A 17,423-nucleotide genomic window follows, 5' to 3' on the forward strand; every position below is an offset into this window, starting at 1 on the left:
TGTCGCGACCCGGATTCCCCTGTGCCGGTTCGCCCGCTCACCGCGGTGACGGGAGTCTCGTGGCCGCTCGCCCGCGCGGCGCTAGGCTGGATGCTCTATTCCTGGCCGCGACCTCGGCGGGCGGCCCACTGCGCAGAACGGGACCCCGTGAGATTCGCTGTACGTCTGATCTTGATCCTGCTCATTCCGGCGATCCTGGTCGCGCTGCCCTGGTGGACCCTGGTCGCCGCGCCGTCGGGCGGGACGGGCGCGCTGTTCTGGATCGGCTCCGCCGTGTGCCTGCTCGTCTACCTGTGCCTGCCCGCGGCGATGTACTTCGGGCACGGACCCGCCCAGTCCGACCCTGCGGTGATCGTCGGTGACATCTCGCTCGGCGCGCTGTGGGTGCTGTTCTCGTGGTCGGTGCTCGGCCTGTTCGCGCGCGGGGCGCTGGCCGTCGCGGGCCTGGACGGCGTCGTCGCAGCCAGGGCCGTGGCTGTCGGGGTATTGATCGTCTCGGTCGCGTTGATCGCGTGGGGTGGGTACGAGGCGCGGCGGGTGCCCCGGGTCCGCACCGTCGACGTCGCCCTGCGCGGCCTGGCCCCCGGTCTCGACGGCCTGCGCGTCGTCGTGGTCACCGACACCCACTTCGCGGCACTGGACCGCCGGCGCTGGTCGGAGCGGATCGTCGAGGTGGTCAATGCCCAGCGGCCCGATATCGCCTGCCACGCCGGTGATCTCGCCGACGGATCGGTGGCGAAGCGGCGCGCCCAGGTCGACCCGCTCGCCGGCGTGCAAGCCCCGCTCGGCCGCTTCTACATCACCGGCAACCACGAGTACTTCGGTGACGCGCCGGGCTGGATCGACCACATGCGCGGACTCGGCTGGCAGCCGCTGCGCAACGAACACCGCGTCGTCGAGCGCGACAACGACCGGCTGGTGATCGCGGGCATCGACGACCCGACCGGCACCGGACTCCCCGGCCACGGTCCCGATCTGCCCGCCGCGCTCGCCGGCGCCGACCCGGCGCTGCCGGTCGTCCTGCTGGCGCATCAGCCCAAGCAGATCGTCGACAGCGCGGCGGCCGGGGTGGCCCTGCAGATCTCGGGACACACCCACGGCGGCCAGATCTGGCCGTTCCACTATCTCGTGCGCCTGGATCAGCCGGTCGTCGCCGGTCTGAGCAGGCACGCGAACGACACCCAGCTCTACACCAGCCGCGGCACCGGCTTCTGGGGCCCGCCGCTGCGCGTGTTCGCGCCGAGCGAGATCACCGTGCTGATCCTGCGCCCGGCCTGACGCTCGGCCTCAGCAGCGTTCGTACTGCCGCGTGAACGGCTCCGACTCCGGGGCGACCGACTCCCGCCTTTCCGGGCAACCACCGACGAGGACGGCGAACCCGAGGCCCGCGCGCGTGACGATCCGGTAGTCGACCACGCCGCCGCGCTCGGCCAGGTACCGGAGGTGCCGGTCGGCGAGCCGGGTCGCCTGCGCGGCGTCGAATTTCTCGCCGACGGGCGGGAACACCGTGACACCGAAGGCGTGGCCCGCCGTGCCGGGCGGGTCGGACACCGCCACTTCGACGATCGCCGAGATGGGTTGATCGGTCAGGAACCACTCCCACAGGGCGAGTTCGTCGTCGGTCGGGAAGCGGGCGTGGCGGTCGGTGTCGGTCACGCTGGGCGCGAGCCTCGAGTACTGCTCGAGCATCCCCTCCCCGTGCGGGGGCGAGACCGTCCAATCATTGGTCGCCAGCTCCGGGAAGGCCTGGATGATCCGGCGCATCGCCGCGGTGGCCCGCTGGGGTTCGGTCTCCGACCCCGCGCGCACACTGACAGCCGCGTCACCGATGGCCCCGGTGCCGTGGGCGACCCAGTGGATCTGCGCACCGACCTCGGCCGCGGAGACCCGGGTCCACGTGGCCGCGGCGCTCGATTCCCGTTCCACGTCCCGCCCGAACAGCCAGCCTCCGGAGTAGGAGTCGGCCGACCGGCGGATCTCGACCGTGGTCGAGTCACCTCGATAGTGCGGCGGCAGTTGCCGATCGCCCATCACCCGCACGACAGCCGCCGACTCGGCAGGCGTGGCGCCGTCCTCGAGCCGCACCTCGAGGCGGGAGGTGTAGTACGAGTTCGGGCCGTAGGGGTGGTACCGGAACGTGTGCGCCGCGTCGGTCACCCCGGGAAGTCCTCGATGGCCGACTCGATCACCCGCGACCACCTGTCCCGCTCGTCCTGATCGGGCCCCTCCGCGTAGAGCGAGCAACCGGTCAGCAGGGCCGCCGTCAGCGCCACGACGGCAGGCAGGGTGAAGCGCATGGCGCCCATCCTGCCACCGGTCGCCTAGCGGTGCGGCTGGGTCACTTCGCTCGGAAGTGGGCCGCTCATCACGACATTCGAGCCGTTCCAGGTGTAGTGGATGGCGACCGGGCCGCCCTGCGGCGTGGCGAAGGGCTCGTCGCCCGCGAGCCACTTGTATTCCACGGTGACGACATTCGTGGTGTAACCGACCACCGAGGTGAACGCGTACGGCTCGGAGGTGGCGGTACCCAACCACTGTCCGTCGTGGAAGAACAGCACATGGATCGGCGCGCCCGCGGAGTTGCCACCGACCGCCTGCACCCAGAGCAGGTCGGCGCACTGACCGGGAATGTCGTTGGAGCCGCGCTGGGCGTGCCAGCCGTCACCCAGCCGGGCCAGCGCGTTGCGCACGCCGGTCGAGGTGATGTCGATGCATTTGCCCGGCCCGCTGATGTCGTCACCGGCCGGGGGCTGGGACACCTGCGTCGTGTCCGGCGTCGCGCCACCGTTCTGCCCGCCCGAGGAACCCTGGCCGCCCGTCGAACCTCCTCCCGTCGAGCCCTGCCCGCCGGTCGAACCCTGGCCACCGGACGAGTCCTGTCCCCCGGTCGGCTGCGACGCACCGCTCGGCGCCGGAGTCCCCTCCATGACAGTGGTTTTCGCCGAGGTCGGAGCCGAACCCGTCGAACCACCGTCACCGGCGCAACCCGCGACCGCCGCCGCGGCCACGACGATCAGCGCGCTCATCCGTACTGCGTTCTTCATGACGTCCTCGATTCCGTGTCGCCGCGCCGATCGCGCGTTCTGCTGACTCCATCGGGACTCCTCGAAGCCCTGTTAGGCCGTTTTCGACGATCCGCACCCTAGGGTGAGAAACCATCACCCTCGTCCACGTGACAGCGAGAACTGTTGCACCCCTTGGCAATACAACGCGAACGGCCGAGGCCGCCCGCGGCACGGGCGACCTCGGCCGGACAACGGCACGCTCGCTCAGAGGATGTCGGTGGTCCCCGAGCAGTTGACCGGCGGGACCGGAACCAGGCCGGTGTTCACGATCGACAGATCGAGGCGCACCGGGCCGGTGCCCGTGGGCACATCGGCGAAGTACACGGTGCCGCCGGTGCCGAACATCGAGGAGATGTTGGTGTGCCCGGTCAGCGAACCCGAAGCCCCGGTCGCCAGGTTCGTCCAGGTGAGCGTGGGGTGGGTCTGGTAGCCCCAGATGCTGGCCCCCGAGTGCACGGTGAAGGTCGGCAGCCCCGACACGTCGCGGATGTAGGAGACGATCACCTGGTTGCTGTACGGCACGTCGACGATATTGGGGCTGATCCCCATGCAGTTGATGCCCACCAGGCTGCTGGGCAGAGCGTTCGCGGCGCCCGCTCCCGCGACCATCGTCCCCGCCGCCGCGGCCAGCGCGGCCGCCATCCCGGCGATCTTCGACCTCGTCAGTAGAGCCATTCCCGTTCCTTCCACTGGTGGTGAAATACCCACCTCCCGTATCGATCCAGCACCCCCGGGTCGTTACTGAACACAAGCATCGTCCGTCTCCATACCTAGATCTGCTAGGTTATGACCTAGAGGTTCTAGGTATAGGAGTCCGATGCGGATAGACAAAGATCTCGTAGCGGCCTCGGCGACGCCGCTGGTGCTCGGCATCCTCGCCGAGGGCGAGTCGTACGGGTACGCGATTCTCGAGCAGGTCAACGCACTCTCGCGCGGACGGATGCAGTGGACCGACGGCATGCTCTATCCCCTGCTGCACCGGCTCGAGCGGCTCGGCCACGTCACCTCGGCCTGGCGCACGTCCGAGAGCGGCAGGCGGCGTAAGCACTATCTGATCACCGACTCCGGCCGCGCGGCCCTCGCCGAGCGCCGCGCGCAATGGGCCGTGGTCGCCGAGGCGCTGGATCAGGTGTGGCGCAGCACGGTGCTGCCGCCGACCGTGGCGAAGGGATGGGCGTGATGGACACCGAACCGGAACTGCAGGCCCACATCGATCAGTGGCGCGGCTACGTCCAGCGACACCGGGCGATCTCGGTCGCCGACGTCGACGAGATGGAAGACCATCTGCGCGAACAGGTCTCGACCCTCCAGCGCGGCGGCCTCACCGACGACGAGGCCTTCCTGGTGGCCGTCAAGCGGATGGGCAGCCTCGACGCCATCTCCCGCGAGTTCGCCCGCGAGCATTCCGAACGCCTCTGGAAGCAGCTCGTTCTCGTGCCCACCGAATCCGAAGAGGCTGAGCGGCAAGGCAATCGCGAACTGGCCGTCGTGCTCGCGCTGGCCGTCGGTGCGGGTCTGGCGGTGAAGGCGGGCTTCGCGCTGCTGTCGGAGTCCGCGATCGGCCTGAACGTGAGTCTGCTGATCCTGCCGTTCCTGGCCGCGTACTTCGCGTGGAAGCGGCAGGTGAGCGCGAAAGTCGCGGCGGCGCTGATCGTTCCGTTCGCGCTCGCCGCCTTGGTGCTCAATCTCTATCCCTTCGAGCGCGACAGCGCCACCGAGGTGATCGCCGCGATCCACGCGCCGATCGCGCTGTGGTTCGCCGTGGGTCTCGCCTACGTGGGCGGTGACTGGCGTTCGGATCGCCGGCGGATGGATTTCATCCGGTTCACCGGCGAATGGTTCGTCTACCTCACCCTGCTCGCCCTGGGTGGCGGGGTGCTGATCGGGTTGACGGCCGGCGCGTTCGGCGCCATCGACATCGATATCGAGCCGGTGCTCGAGGACTGGCTGTTGCCGTTCGGCACGGCGGGCGCGGTCGTCGTCGCGGCGTGGCTGGTCGAGGCGAAGCAGAATGTGGTCGAGAACATCGCCCCGGTCCTGACCAGGGTGTTCACCCCGTTGACGATCCTCATGCTGCTGGCGCTGCTGGTGGCCTTCGCGACCACCCGCAGCGTGCTCGACGTCGACCGGGAACTGCTGATCCTCATGGACCTGATCCTGGTGCTGGTCCTGGGCTTGCTGCTCTACACGATCTCGGCCCGCGACCCGCTGGCCCCGCCCGGCTTCTTCGACCGGGTCCAGCTGGTCCTGGTGGTGAGCGCACTGGCCGTCGACGTGGTGATGCTGGCCGCCATGCTCACCCGCATCGCCGAATTCGGTTCGACGCCGAACAAGGTCGTCGCCCTCGGCATGAACGTGGTGCTGCTGGTCAATCTCGTCTGGTCGATGCGCCTGACGCTCGGATTCCTGCGCGGCACGCACCGGTTCGCCGACCTCGAACGCTGGCAGACCCGCTACGTCCCGGTCTACGGCAGCTGGGCCGCCGCCGTGGTCATCGCCATCCCGCCGCTGTTCTCGTTCGCCTGATCAGAGGTACGCGAGAACCAGTGCGGCACAGCCGATCAGCGGCGGAACGAGCTGGATGAGCGCGGGGCGGGCCTTGGCGGGCGATGAGGCGAGCAGCACCACGCCCGCCGCCACCATCGAGCCCGCCCCGGCCAGCACGAGCGCGAGACCGACCCCGGCGTCACCGAACACCGTGAAGCCCATGCCCACCGCGGCGACGATCGCCAGGAAGAGGTTGTAGAAACCCTGGTTGAACGCCATCTCCCGGGTCGCCTCGGCCTCCGCGGCGGAGATCCCGAACGTCGCCCGCGTGCGCGGCTGGGTCCAGCGCAGCGATTCCATGACGAAGATGTAGCCGTGCAGCAGCACGGCCACCCCGACGAAGATCAGCCCGACAACCGTCATCGCTCCACCTTCCACCGGCCCGGCCGGCACCGGGCATCCCGGCGATTATCACCTGGCGCGGGCCGGTGATCAGCGCGGTGCGGCGGCGTGGCGGCCCACCTCGTCGAGGTGGGCGAGCGCCTGGGCGTAGGACTCGAACAGGCCCGTCTCGCAGTAGGGCACACCGATCTCGCGGCAGAACTCCGCGACGATCGGCTGCGCCTTGCCCAGGTTGGCGCGCGGCATGGACGGGAACAGGTGGTGTTCGATCTGGTAGTTGAGGCCGCCGAGGGCGGTGTCGACGAGCAGGCCGCCGCGGACATTGCGGGAGGTGAGCACCTGCCTGCGCAGGAAGTCGGTGTTGTCGCCCGCCGGCAGCACCTCCATGCCCTTGTGGTTCGGCGCGAAGGTGCAGCCCATGTAGAAGCCGAACAGCCCCTGCTGAACGGCGATGAACGCCAACGCTTTTCCCGGCGAGAGAACGAGGACCGGGGCACCGAGGATCAGCACGGCGTGCGCGGCGAGCAGCGTGCCTTCCAGGACCCGGTTGGGGATGGGCCAGCGCAACACCGCGCGCACGCTGGAGCGGTGCAGGCTGCCGCCCTCGAGCAGGAGCATCGGAAAGAACAGCCAGGCCTGGTACCGGAAGACGAAGCGGCGCCAGCCCCGGCCCGCCGCGGCGCGGTCCCCGGAGAAGGCCAGCACGCCCATGGCGTCGGGGTCGGCGCCCTCGGTGTTGGGGTGCGCGTGGTGGCGGTTGTGATTGCTGGTCCACCAACCGATGCTGAGCCCGATGGCCAGATTGCCCGCGATCAGGCCGTAGAGGTAGTTGGCCCGCCGCGACGCGAAGATCTGCTTGTGCCCGGCGTCGTGGCCGAGGAAGGCGCACTGCGCGAACACCACCGCGAGAAACGCCGCGACCACGAGCTGCCACCACGAATCACCGAGCACCGCGAACGCCGCCCACCCGGCGACGAACGCCGCCGCGGTGAGCGCGCTCTTCCACGCGTAGTACGGCACTCGCCGATCCAGCAGACCCGCCGCCCTGATCCGGCGCAACAGAATCGAATACTCACTGCCGCGCACCGGGGCGACATCAGACACAGTCACGCGTCCAGCATGGCGTACGGAGACCACCACGAGGTGAACTCGGTCCGTCCTCCGGTGGCTATCCCGCCTTCGCGCGTGGTCGTTCGCTGTCCAGGGCCGTGAACGCGGCGGCGGCCAGAATCATCATCGCCGACACCACCAGGGCCACGTCGAGACCGTGATGGAAGGCGACCTTGCCGGTGGCGAGCACCTCGTTCACTTTCGACAGGTACTGCAGGTACGGGCCGATGTCGACCCCCTCCGGGATGCGGCCCCGCTCCACCGCCTGGATGGCGTCGGGCTGCAGGGAGGCGGGCAGACCCAGCTCGGTCATCCTGGCCTTCAGGTCCCCGGTGAGGAACGAGCTCACCACGGCGCCGAGCACCGCGACGCCGAAGGCCGCCCCGACCTGGCGCATCGTATTGGTCACCGCGGCCGCCATCCCCGAATGCTCGGCGGGGACACCCGACATCACGGCCGAGGTCAACGGCACCACCGCGATACCGAACCCGACGCCGGCGACGGCCATCGCGGCCGCCAGCCACGGATCGTGCAGGGTGCCCGACAGCGCCTGGCGGGTGAGCAGAATGCCGATCGCGCCGACGACACAGCCGAGGATCATCGGTATCCGCGCCCCGCGCCGCGCCACCCAGTACCCGGCCACCAACGAGCCGAGCACGATGGTGACGGCCATCGGCGTGAAGACCGCCGCCGTGCGCGCCGCCGAATAAGACTGCATCACTTGCAGATACATCGCGGTGAAGAAGAAGATCGAGAAGATGCCGAAGTACACGGCGAACGACACCACCAGCGCCCCACGCACCACGCGCAGCCGCAGATAGGCGAATTCGAGCATCGGCGCCCGTGCGCGCTTCTCCACGAACACGAACGCCACCAGCGCTAGCCCGCCGACCGCGAACAGCCCGAGCACGGTGGGCGAGGTGTAGCCCTCGTCCTGACCGACCGTCGCGGCGTAGATCAGCGAACCGAAGGCCAACGCCCCCAACAGCGCTCCGGCCCAGTCGACCGGCTCGTGGCGCGGGTCGGCGCTCTCCGGCACCGCCCAGAGTGCGACGACCAGCGCCACCGCGCCGATCACCAGGTTGAGCCAGAAGATCGAGCGCCAGCCCCAGGTGTCGACCAGCACGCCGCCGAGCACCGGGCCCGCCGCCAGCGCCAGCCCCGAGACCGCCGCCCAGACTCCGACGGCTTTCGCCCTGGACCGCTCACCGGGGAAGATGTGCCGCAGCACCGACAGGGTGCCCGGTTCCGAGGCCGCGGCCCCGAGACCCATGATCGCGCGACCGGCGATGATCAACGCGACACTGCTCGCCAGCGCCGAGACCACCGAGCCCGCGCAGAAGATCACCAGCCCGACGATCATCACCTTCTTGCGACCCCAGCGGTCGCCGAGCGAGCCACCCGCCAGCATCAATCCGGCGAAAACCACGGTGTAGGAGTTGACCACCCACTGCAGCAGCGTGACATCCGCACTCATCTCGCGCCGGATCGCGCCGAGCGCGACGCTGACCACGGTGGTGTCGAGAAAGGTCACGAAAACCACGGCGACAACCGCCGCCAGGGCGACTCCTGGCCGTGCGGGCGCCCCCGGCGCCGTGTCCATCGGTCTCACCGCCACAGGCTACTTGCCGCGGCGTCCGCGCCGTCGGCCGAACCGGAGCCCGTCGTCAGAAGTTTCTCTCGACGACATCTCACGAATTCGCCGGCGGCGACGTCTACCGGGTGAGGAGCGGCAGACATCGCTCCCGACGCCGAGGGTTCGGCGTCCGAACAGTGAAGGGGCACAGAACATGTCGACCGCAGTGATCACCGGAAGCAACCGTGGACTCGGCTTCGCGACCGCCGAGGCGCTGGCCGCCGCGGGCACCCGCGTCCTGCTCACCTCGCGCCGCGAGGCCGACGCGAAGGACGCCGCGGCGACGCTGACCGCGCGGGGGTACGAGGCGCACGGGATCGAGCTGGACGTCACCGACGCCGACAGCGTCGCCCGCGCGGCCGAGTGGGTACGCCAGAACTTCGGCACCCTCGACATCCTGGTCAACAACGCGGGCATCCTGCCGGAGGCCACCGACGCCGAGGAGCACGAGTTCGCCTCGCTGCCGCTGTTCCGGGAATCCTTCGACACCAACGTGTTCGGCGCGGTAGCCATGATCGAGGCGCTGCTGCCGATGCTGGGCACGAGCGCCGCGGGCCGCATCGTCAACGTGTCGACCACGATGGGTTCGCTCGCCGAACAGCTGAATCCGGAGTCCCCGTACTACGGCATGGTGCTGCCCGCGTACCAGAGCTCCAAGGCGGCGCTCAACGCCGTGACGATCGCCCTGTCCAAGAAGCTCGCCGACACCACGACCAAGGTAACCTCGGTGTGCCCCGGCTTCGTCCAGACCGACCTCACCCCCATCAACCGCGACCAGGCGCCGCTCACCGCCACCGAGGCCGCCGCGGTGGTCGTGCGGGCCGCGACCCTGCCCGCCGACGCGCCGTCGGGTTCGTTCTTCGACGCCAACGGCACCGTCGCCTGGTGACCTGGCGGAGGTTGCGCCGGGTTCAGCGGTAGTACGAGCGGACCGAGGGTTGCCCGGTATAGCCGGGTCCCTCGGTGTCGTCGGCACCGAGGTAGGTCGCCGAGAAGCGTGGTGTCCGCGGACCCGCTCCGTGGAGCCGATGGGCGCGCCGGTCATAGGTCAGACCGCAGGCACGCAGTTCGTCGAGGACGGTGGTGTGCTCGATACCGCGGACCTCGTCGAGGTCGAAATCGGCGGCGAGGAACCCGCTCGGCGCGGTCCACTCCGCCATGACGCCGATCATGGCGAGCTTGTCGCCGAGGTAGTGCAGTCCGTGCACGCAGGTCACCAGATCGGCCGGGCGCTCGGGGGTCCACGTCGTGGCGGAGGCCGCGATCAGACGCAGGCGCGGTGTGCGTGGCCCGGCGGCGAAGTAGTCGACAAGATCGATGCCGATCAGCGTGACGTCCGCGTCCGGAAACTCCTGGGCTACACGTGTTTCGGCCTCGAGCAGTGCCCGGCCCGAGCCACAGCACACATCGATCCAGGTGACCGTGGCCGTCGGATCGTGCCGCAATCGTTCGGTCAGCCGCTCGTACGGATCGAAGCCGAGTTCACGGGCGTAGCTGTTGACGCCGGCGAGCCCGCGCTCCCGGTTCATCGCGTTGTTCGCCACCACGGCGGAGCGTTCGAGGGTGGTGTCATCGAGGAGTTCGGGCACCCGACCATTCTGGTCGCGGCCAGGGAGCGCGGCCAGTCGCCGGATCACGCCGACCGGTCGCCGACCGGAGGCCGATCGGCACCTGGTGGCGCGCTCAACGGGCTGAGAGTCGGCGGCAGGAAATTCGCGCGGACGCAGTTCTCGGCGTGCCGCTACTCCGCATGGCAGTGTCGGCCTGGTGCCGTTCGCGGGCGGGGTGGTCGGGCGGGACGGGGGTGCCGTGGCGGACGCGGGCGAACGCGTCGATGCCGCCGGCGATGTGGCGGACGGTGGCGCGGAGCGAGTCGGCGAATCCGGGGCGCGGGGTTTCTGTGATGACTGGCATGACTCCACGATCGCAGTGGACGACTGTCAGCGGGAGTGGCAGGATCGACAGAAACCGATTGGATCTTGCCATGGCTCAGCATCGACCGACCATCGCGGTTCCGCTGGTCGACGGGATGACTCTGTTCGAGATCGGCATGCCGCTCGAAGCGCTCGGCTACGACTGGGATCCGGGCGCGCCCCCGCTCTACGACGTGACGCTGTGCGGTGACCTGCGCGGCGTCCGCACCCACACCGGCGCCCGCCTGCACCCCCAGAAGTCGCTGCGCGCGCTCGCCGCCGCCGACACGATCCTGGTGCCCGCTGTCCCACCGGGACGCCCGGTCGGCGCCCCGCTGCTGCGAGAACTGCGTCGCGCCGCCGCCCGTGGCGCCCGCGTCGCCGCCCTCTGCACCGGCGCGTTCGCCCTCGCCGAGGCGGGCCTGCTCGACGGCCGCCGCGCCACCACCCACTGGCGCCACGCACCGCTGCTCGCGCGGATGTACCCGGAGATCGAGGTGGATTCCCGCGCGATCTACATCGAGGACGACGACATCTTCACCAGCGCCGGTTCCGCCGCGGGCCTCGACTTATGCCTGCATCTCATCCGCCGCGACCACGGCGAACGCGCCGCCAACACCATCGCCCGCAACCTCGTCATCGCCGCCCACCGCGACGGCGACCAGGCCCAATACGTGCACGCCGATCCCCTCACCGACGCCGCCTCCTGGCTCGACGACCTGCGCGCCTGGCTGCGCGAGCGCCTCCCCCACCCCGTCACCCTCGCCGACCTGGCCACCGCCGCCCACACGTCTCCCCGCACCCTGGCGCGCCAGTTCGCCCGCGACGTCGGCACCACCCCCATGCGCTGGGTCACCACCGAACGCCTCGCCGCAGCAAGGGAACTCCTCGAAACGACCGACCACCAGATCGACCACATCGCCACCGAAGTCGGCTTCGGCTCCCCCGTCACCTTCCGCGCCGCCTTCACCCAGGAACTCGGAATCTCCCCCCACCGCTACCGAACCCGCTTCACCGCAGGCGCTGAACCAGCCCGCCGACCGTGATCGGCCTCGGCTTGCCGGCAATCCACCGGCTCCGAAACCCTTGCGCCACAGACTTCGCCGGGCACCGGTGTCGAGAAACAGAGCACCGATGCCCGGCGAATGACGCCTACCAGGCCTCAGGAGACGGCGTGGCCGTCCCAGGAGACGAGCTTCCAGCCCTTCGCGGGGCTGCCCTTCACGACCACACGGCCGGTGTTGTGCAGCGGATCGGACTGCAGCTTGCTCATATCCGGGTTCTCGACCGACATGAGCGCCCAGATCATGATCGTGCCGCCGTGGGAGAAGATCACCGCGCGCTTGTCGCCGCGGTCCTGGACATCCTGGATGGAGTCGTCGACGCGCTTCTTGAACTCGTGGCCGTTCAGCGAACCGGGGATCCGGGCGTCGAGGTTGCCCCGCAGCCACTGGATCGGCGCGGCGAGATAGCCCTTGGTCGCGTCCGCTTCCGGGGTGCCCTCGTAGTCGCCCGCCTCGATCTCGTGGAAGCCCTCCTCCACGATGGTGGACTCCCCGCACCGCGCCGAGGTCGGCTCCGCGGTCTGCTGGGTCCGGACCATCGTCGAGGCGTACACACCGTCGAACTTGCAGTCGCCCAGGAACTCCGCGACCGACGCGGCCTGCTGACGACCGAGGTCGGTCAGGCTGGGCCCCGGGACCGATGTGTCGATCAGCCCGGAGGCATTGCCCGCCGACTGAGCGTGCCGGACGAAGGTGAGGAACATTTCACCGGTCTGCGGCTCGGCGACCGCACCTCCGCTACCGGCCGCGACGAGCGCGGCCACCGAGACGACCGCACCGGCGATCGCGGACAGGCGAGACTTCATGAGACGCATCGGGGGAAACTCCTTAGTGCCAATTCGTGTGATCCGGGACACTAAGGCCGCCCCACCGACTCCCCCCGCCGCTCTCCCAGTGATCGGGACGCCTTCCATCTCCTGCTACCCGAGTGGAACGGCCGGACATCGAGCAGCGCGCTCTCGGGAGGCGCTCGCTTATCCTCCATGGTCATGACCGGCCAACCAGAATTCGGCGCCGAACTCTTTCGCCGGGATCCCCGCCCGCCGTATTCCATCGAACGGCGGCGTTTCGCCTCATACCTGATATGGCGACAGCTGCTGAGCGATGGCCACATCGACCATGAACAGCTGGTCGCCGACGTGCTGGGCGTCAGCCGTCATCTCCACTCGCCGCATGCCCACGGGTACCGGTACATGATCCCCGAAATACTGCCTGACGCTTCACGATCCCGGCTCACCGCCGCTGTGCGTGACGCCCTCGGCCGACTCCCGAGTGAGCCGGCGGGCCGACTTCCCCTCGACGAAGCCGTCATCCGGCTGGTCGCGATCTTCGGCCCGCTTCCGATGGAGTGGCTGCACGATTCCGTCATCCGCACCGTGTTCTCCACATTGGATCCTCGCAGCGTCGAATTCACCGCGGCCACTTTCGCTCTCGCCGCACTGGAGAACATGTCGGTTGCCGATCCGCAACGGCTGAGCCTTGTTCTGGCCGACCTCCCCGAAGCGCGACTGCTGTGTGTGGCGCGCCTGCCGCGGCCCGACCTGCTCGCCGCGGTGCACGCGGTATTCGACTCCACCGACGAGGCGTGGGCCGTTCTGTCCTACTTGGCCAGTGATTTTCCGCCGACCGCCGACATTCCCGCCCCGGACGATCCACGGTTGCTCATCGGTCTGCGCGCACTCGCCGACGGCCTGCCGGGCGACACCGTCGCGCACGGCCTGTTCCCCAGCCCCCTCACGAAACTCGCCCGCCTGTGCCTGTCGTCCATGGCGCACTATCCCCCCGCCGAGGTACTCGACGCGGCTCGGCACGCCTACGACACCGGACGCCCCTACTGCGCCCACGACGCCGTCGCCTGCGCCCTCGTGCACCCGCAGATCTCCGCCCTCGAGCGCTCGGATCTCATCCGTCACCTGTCGGCCTTGGACCCCGATGGTTCCGCCGCCCACGGCTGGCGGCTTCGCAAGAAGTTCTGGCGCATCGTCCGCTGGGCGCGGTATCCGGCCCCGCTCGAGTCTTCACGGCCCGGCGGACTCCCTCGGTACGGCGACGGCATGGGCGATATGACCGAGCTTCGCGGGGTTGAACACCCAGTAGAGACGGTCGATCGTCTCGTCATCGGCCGCGCCGACCCCGAGCCAAGCGATGGGGGCTCCGTCGCGGCTGATCACCACCGACGCGCGACCGTTGGCGTCGACCCAGTCGATGGCGACCCCCGTCCAGAAGTGTGAGGCGAACGCGGCCACGTACTTCGCCACGCGCGTGCGTCCGAACACCGGAATGCGCGAAGCATTGCGCACCGCGCCACCGCCGTCGGAGTAGCTGGCGACCTCGGTGGCGAAAAGCGCCTCGAGTTCATCGAATTCACCGGCGCGCGCGGCATTCAGGAAGGCCGCGAGCAGACGCCGCTGATGCGCGGTGTCGACCGATACGCGCCGGTCGGACTCGATGGCCTGGCGTGCCCGGCTCACCAGCTTCCGAGTGGCCGGTTCCTTTATTTCGAGCACTTCGGCGATCCGGCTGTAGGGGTAGTCGAAGGCTTCCCGCAGGACGAACGCTGCCCGCTCGGTCGGCGTCATCTTCTCCAGGACGACCAGCACGGCGGTCTCCAACGCGGCGGCACGCTCCGCGCCGAGCGAGGGATCAGCACTGGTGTCCACCGGCTCGGGCAGCCACGGGCCGATATAGGTTTCCCGGCGGACCCGCGCCGTCTGCGTGGCATTGATCGCCTGCCGGGTGGTCATGGTGACGAGAAACGCCTCCACATCACGCACGGAATCGCGGCCGGCGTAGGACTGCCACTTCACCCAGACGTCCTGGACGATGTCCTCGGCGTCGGCGACGGTGCCGAGCATGCGGTAGGCGATGCCGAACAGCCGTCCCTTCTGCGCGGAGAAATCGTGGACTGCTTTGTCCAGGTCGGTACCCGCGGGTCCACTCATCGCGCGGTCGTTCCGCCGCTGCCGGCGATCGAATGGTTCATATTCCCGCCTCGACTCGGACGCCATCTGCCACGACATTACGCGCGCCGGCCGCGAGCGTGCGGCGCACATGGCAACCACGCTGAGCGACCAGCGAACACCGGTCTCGCAGCGCCCGGACGACGTCATTCGACCAATTTGCCTTCCGTCGACACATCTCGCATGAGCCGGGCGATATCGTCGGGAATCGCCGGAATCTCCTCGCGTTCCAGCTTGCCGGGACCGGACCACACGAGGTTCACCCGCAGCGCCGGATCCAGATCGGGGTAGTCGGACCGATTGTGGCAGCCACGAGTTTCGCGGCGCTCCAGCGCGGCTTCCAAGGTGGCACGTGCGGCGAGCACCGAGGACTTCAGATCGAAGGCGTGCGCCAGATCCTGAAACCCGGCGGCGTCGGGGTGCACGCCGATCTTCGTCATGCGGCCCTCGACCTCGTCGAGTTCGGCCAGGCCTGCCCGAATCCCGGTCTCGTCGCGCACCACGCCCGCGTGCTCGGTCATGGTGTCACGCACGGCGCGTTGCAGGGCCCGTACGTTCTCCTGCCCGTCGATCGCCAGCAGCTCATCGATCTCGGACCTGGCCTCGACGAGCGCACCCGGCGAGCGACGCTGCGATTCCAGCTCGGCCGAGTACCGCGCTGCCGCTTCACCGACGATCCGGCCGTAGACGAGCAATTCGATCAGTGAGTTGCCGCCGAGCCGGTTGGCACCGTGCAGACCGCTCGATGCTTCGCCGATCGCATAGAGGCCCTCGACGCCGGTGCCGTGATCTTCGGAGCGAACCCATACCCCGCCCATGGAATAGTGTGCCGTCGGCGCGATTTCGATCGGGTCGCGAGTGATGTCGAGCATTTGCAGCTCCAACATCGTCTGGTAAACGCGCGGCAGTCGCCGCATGATCGTTTCGCGAGGCAGGTGCGAAACATCGAGCCAGACCGCCCCATTCGGAGTTCCTCGACCCTCTTTGATCTCGGTATAGGCGGCCAGCGCGACCCGGTCGCGAGTCGAGAGCTCCATGCGTTCCGCGTCGTAGCGTCGCATGAACCGCTCGCCCGCCGCGTTGCGAAGAATGCCACCTTCTCCCCGTGCGGCTTCCGATACCAGTGTTCCAGCCGCGTTCTCTGGTTCGATGAGCCCGGACGGGTGGAACTGCACCAGCTCCGGGTCACGGATGCGGCCACCGGCGAGTACGGCGAGCCGGAACGGATCACCGGTGTTCTCATCACGCCGGGACGAGGTGCGGCGCCAGATGCGGGTATGTCCACCGGCGGCCAGGATCACGGCGTCGGCGCGGAACACGTAGCGCTCGCCACTGTCGAGATCGAAGCCGTACGCGCCGAAAACCACGTTGTCACGCACCAGGATTCGGGTCACATAGCAGGTATCGACGATCTGGATGCCGAGCTGCGCGGCCCGGTTCACCAGGGTCCGCTGGATCTCGAGGCCGGTGTAGTCACCAGCGAACGCGGTGCGCCGGTAGGTGTGCGCGCCGAAGAATCGCAGCGAGATCCTGCCATCGGATTCGCGAGCGAACGGCATCCCCCAACGCTCGAGATCCTCGATTCCGCGCGCGGCGTTCTCGGCGACCACTTGGGCGGTATCCGGCCGCGCCAGCAGATAGCTTTCGGTGATCGTGTCCGCCGCGTGCTGCTGCCAGCTGTCCTCGACGTCCATGGTCGACAGTGCGGCGTTGATGCCGCCGGCGGCGAGGGTGGTGTGCGCGTCCGCCTTCGGCCGCTTTCCCACCACCAGGACGTCGACGCCTCGCTCGGCCAGTTCGATCGCCGCACGGAGGCCGGATCCGCCGGTACCGACGACGAGCACCGACGTCGCGATCTGACGTTCGTCGGATGTGAGCATCGCTTCGTTCCCTTCGAAGGGGCAGTTCGCGCGGGCGAGCCGATGCCGCCCGCGCGAACAGTTCAGTTGCTGGTCAGCCACTCCGACAGCCGCGTCCGCGCCAGTTGCGCATCGCTGCCGGGCAGCAGCTCACGCTGCGGCACCGCCCCGAAATACCGGGCCTCGGGATCGGTGACCACTCGGCGCGCATCCGACCGCGCGCTCAGCACGGTGCGGATCCATTCGTCGAGAGCGATGACCTCGGGGCCGCCCACCTCGATGGTTCCGTTCTTCGGCTCGCCCGCGGCGGTACGTCCGACAGCGGCAGCCACATCGTCCGCGGCCATCGGCTGCATACTGGAACCCGGGAGCCGAACCTGACCGTCAACGGTCGCGGAATCCGCGATGCCGCCCGCGAATTCGAAGAACTGCGTGGCGCGCACGATCGAGAACGGCAGGCCCGAGCCCTCGATCAGCTCCTCCTGCGCCACCTTCGCGCGCAGGTACCCGGAGTCCGGCAACCGTTCCGAACCCACCACCGACAGCGCGACGTAATGCCCGACACCGGCCGCGGCGGCGGCCTCGAGCAGGTTCGTTGTGCTGGTCCGGAAGAAATCCAGCACGTCGTCGTCGGCGAACGACGGCGAATTGGAAACGTCGACCACGACGTTCGCGTCTTGCAGAACTTCTTTGACTCCCTCGCCGGTGACGGAGTTCACGCCGGTATTGGGTGCGGCCGCAACCGCTTGGTGGCCGTGCTCACCGAGTCGTGCGACGAGCTTGGAACCGATCAGGCCGGTGCCGCCGATGACGACGATCTTCATGCTCATTCCTTTCCTTCGGACGTTTGCGCGGGGCCAGCGAAACTCCGCTGTACCAAGGACAGGGCAGGCGGAGATTCTGTGACAGTGCTCGTACCGAGACCGT

17 protein-coding genes are annotated in these 17,423 nt (G+C 69.0%); 5 read left to right on the plus strand and 12 right to left on the minus strand.

Annotated elements, in window-relative coordinates; all coding sequences use genetic code 11:
• Positions 1–168 precede the first annotated feature (168 nt).
• The gene (locus DFR69_RS05155) at positions 169–1,278 is read left to right on the plus strand and encodes a metallophosphoesterase (RefSeq protein ID WP_373867066.1); all 1,110 of its coding nucleotides are present in this window, start codon (positions 169–171) and stop codon (positions 1,276–1,278) included.
• 9 nt (positions 1,279–1,287) lie between these two features.
• Here the strand turns inward: DFR69_RS05155 and DFR69_RS05160 are convergent, their stop codons facing one another.
• The 4 genes from DFR69_RS05160 to DFR69_RS05170 all read right to left on the minus strand — a co-directional run bounded on the left by DFR69_RS05160 (position 1,288) and on the right by DFR69_RS05170 (position 3,740).
• Entirely contained in the window at positions 1,288–2,157 is an 870-nt protein-coding gene (locus tag DFR69_RS05160; RefSeq protein ID WP_110036288.1) for a hypothetical protein, read from the minus strand.
• Positions 2,154–2,297, minus strand: coding sequence for a hypothetical protein (locus tag DFR69_RS34330; protein WP_167456156.1), 144 nt, complete (start codon positions 2,295–2,297; stop codon positions 2,154–2,156). The genes DFR69_RS05160 and DFR69_RS34330 overlap by 4 nt, the downstream gene beginning before the upstream one ends.
• Positions 2,298–2,321: 24 nt before the next feature.
• Entirely contained in the window at positions 2,322–3,044 is a 723-nt protein-coding gene (locus DFR69_RS05165; RefSeq protein ID WP_146229194.1) for an LppP/LprE family lipoprotein, read from the minus strand.
• Positions 3,045–3,269: 225 nt separating this feature from the next.
• A complete protein-coding gene (locus DFR69_RS05170) occupies positions 3,270–3,740 on the minus strand; it encodes a hypothetical protein (protein WP_146229195.1) in 471 nt (156 codons plus the stop codon).
• Between the two features lie 142 nt (positions 3,741–3,882).
• Between DFR69_RS05170 and DFR69_RS05175 the strand changes: the two genes are divergently transcribed.
• Both DFR69_RS05175 and DFR69_RS05180 read left to right on the plus strand, forming a co-directional pair.
• Positions 3,883–4,245, plus strand: a complete 363-nt coding sequence (locus DFR69_RS05175; RefSeq protein WP_110036291.1) for a PadR family transcriptional regulator — start codon at positions 3,883–3,885, stop codon at positions 4,243–4,245.
• Positions 4,245–5,591: a permease prefix domain 1-containing protein gene (locus tag DFR69_RS05180; RefSeq protein ID WP_110036825.1), complete on the plus strand. Its 1,347-nt coding sequence runs from the start codon at positions 4,245–4,247 to the stop codon at positions 5,589–5,591. The genes DFR69_RS05175 and DFR69_RS05180 overlap by 1 nt, the downstream gene beginning before the upstream one ends.
• On the opposite strand, the gene DFR69_RS05185 is transcribed toward DFR69_RS05180, so the two are convergent.
• From DFR69_RS05185 to DFR69_RS05195, 3 genes are all read right to left on the minus strand, one after another.
• A complete protein-coding gene (locus DFR69_RS05185) occupies positions 5,592–5,975 on the minus strand; it encodes a DUF1304 domain-containing protein (RefSeq protein ID WP_110036292.1) in 384 nt (127 codons plus the stop codon).
• A 69-nt stretch (positions 5,976–6,044) separates the two neighbouring features.
• Positions 6,045–7,064, minus strand: a complete 1,020-nt coding sequence (locus tag DFR69_RS05190; protein ID WP_167456157.1) for a fatty acid desaturase family protein — start codon at positions 7,062–7,064, stop codon at positions 6,045–6,047.
• A gap of 58 nt (positions 7,065–7,122) precedes the next feature.
• Positions 7,123–8,667: an MFS transporter gene (locus DFR69_RS05195; protein ID WP_244198154.1), complete on the minus strand. Its 1,545-nt coding sequence runs from the start codon at positions 8,665–8,667 to the stop codon at positions 7,123–7,125.
• A 187-nt stretch (positions 8,668–8,854) separates the two neighbouring features.
• Here DFR69_RS05195 and DFR69_RS05200 point away from each other — a divergent pair, with 187 nt between their 5' ends.
• Positions 8,855–9,589, plus strand: a complete 735-nt coding sequence (locus tag DFR69_RS05200) for an SDR family NAD(P)-dependent oxidoreductase (RefSeq protein WP_110036294.1) — start codon at positions 8,855–8,857, stop codon at positions 9,587–9,589.
• Between the two features lie 22 nt (positions 9,590–9,611).
• Here the strand turns inward: DFR69_RS05200 and DFR69_RS05205 are convergent, their stop codons facing one another.
• Entirely contained in the window at positions 9,612–10,289 is a 678-nt protein-coding gene (locus tag DFR69_RS05205; RefSeq protein WP_244198100.1) for a class I SAM-dependent methyltransferase, read from the minus strand.
• Between the two features lie 395 nt (positions 10,290–10,684).
• Here DFR69_RS05205 and DFR69_RS05210 point away from each other — a divergent pair, with 395 nt between their 5' ends.
• Entirely contained in the window at positions 10,685–11,659 is a 975-nt protein-coding gene (locus DFR69_RS05210; RefSeq protein ID WP_110036295.1) for a GlxA family transcriptional regulator, read from the plus strand.
• Positions 11,660–11,775: 116 nt separating this feature from the next.
• On the opposite strand, the gene DFR69_RS05215 is transcribed toward DFR69_RS05210, so the two are convergent.
• The 4 genes from DFR69_RS05215 to DFR69_RS05230 all read right to left on the minus strand — a co-directional run bounded on the left by DFR69_RS05215 (position 11,776) and on the right by DFR69_RS05230 (position 17,320).
• Positions 11,776–12,492, minus strand: a complete 717-nt coding sequence (locus DFR69_RS05215; RefSeq protein WP_110036296.1) for a histidine phosphatase family protein — start codon at positions 12,490–12,492, stop codon at positions 11,776–11,778.
• A 1,203-nt stretch (positions 12,493–13,695) separates the two neighbouring features.
• Positions 13,696–14,787: a sigma-70 family RNA polymerase sigma factor gene (locus DFR69_RS05220; RefSeq protein ID WP_244198101.1), complete on the minus strand. Its 1,092-nt coding sequence runs from the start codon at positions 14,785–14,787 to the stop codon at positions 13,696–13,698.
• Positions 14,784–16,517, minus strand: a complete 1,734-nt coding sequence (locus DFR69_RS05225; RefSeq protein WP_110036298.1) for an L-aspartate oxidase — start codon at positions 16,515–16,517, stop codon at positions 14,784–14,786. The genes DFR69_RS05220 and DFR69_RS05225 overlap by 4 nt, the downstream gene beginning before the upstream one ends.
• Before the next feature lie 62 nt (positions 16,518–16,579).
• The gene (locus tag DFR69_RS05230) at positions 16,580–17,320 is read right to left on the minus strand and encodes an SDR family oxidoreductase (RefSeq protein WP_110036299.1); all 741 of its coding nucleotides are present in this window, start codon (positions 17,318–17,320) and stop codon (positions 16,580–16,582) included.
• Positions 17,321–17,423 lie beyond the last annotated feature (103 nt).

This window comes from Nocardia neocaledoniensis (assembly GCF_003182135.1).
GTDB lineage: Bacteria > Actinomycetota > Actinomycetes > Mycobacteriales > Mycobacteriaceae > Nocardia > Nocardia neocaledoniensis.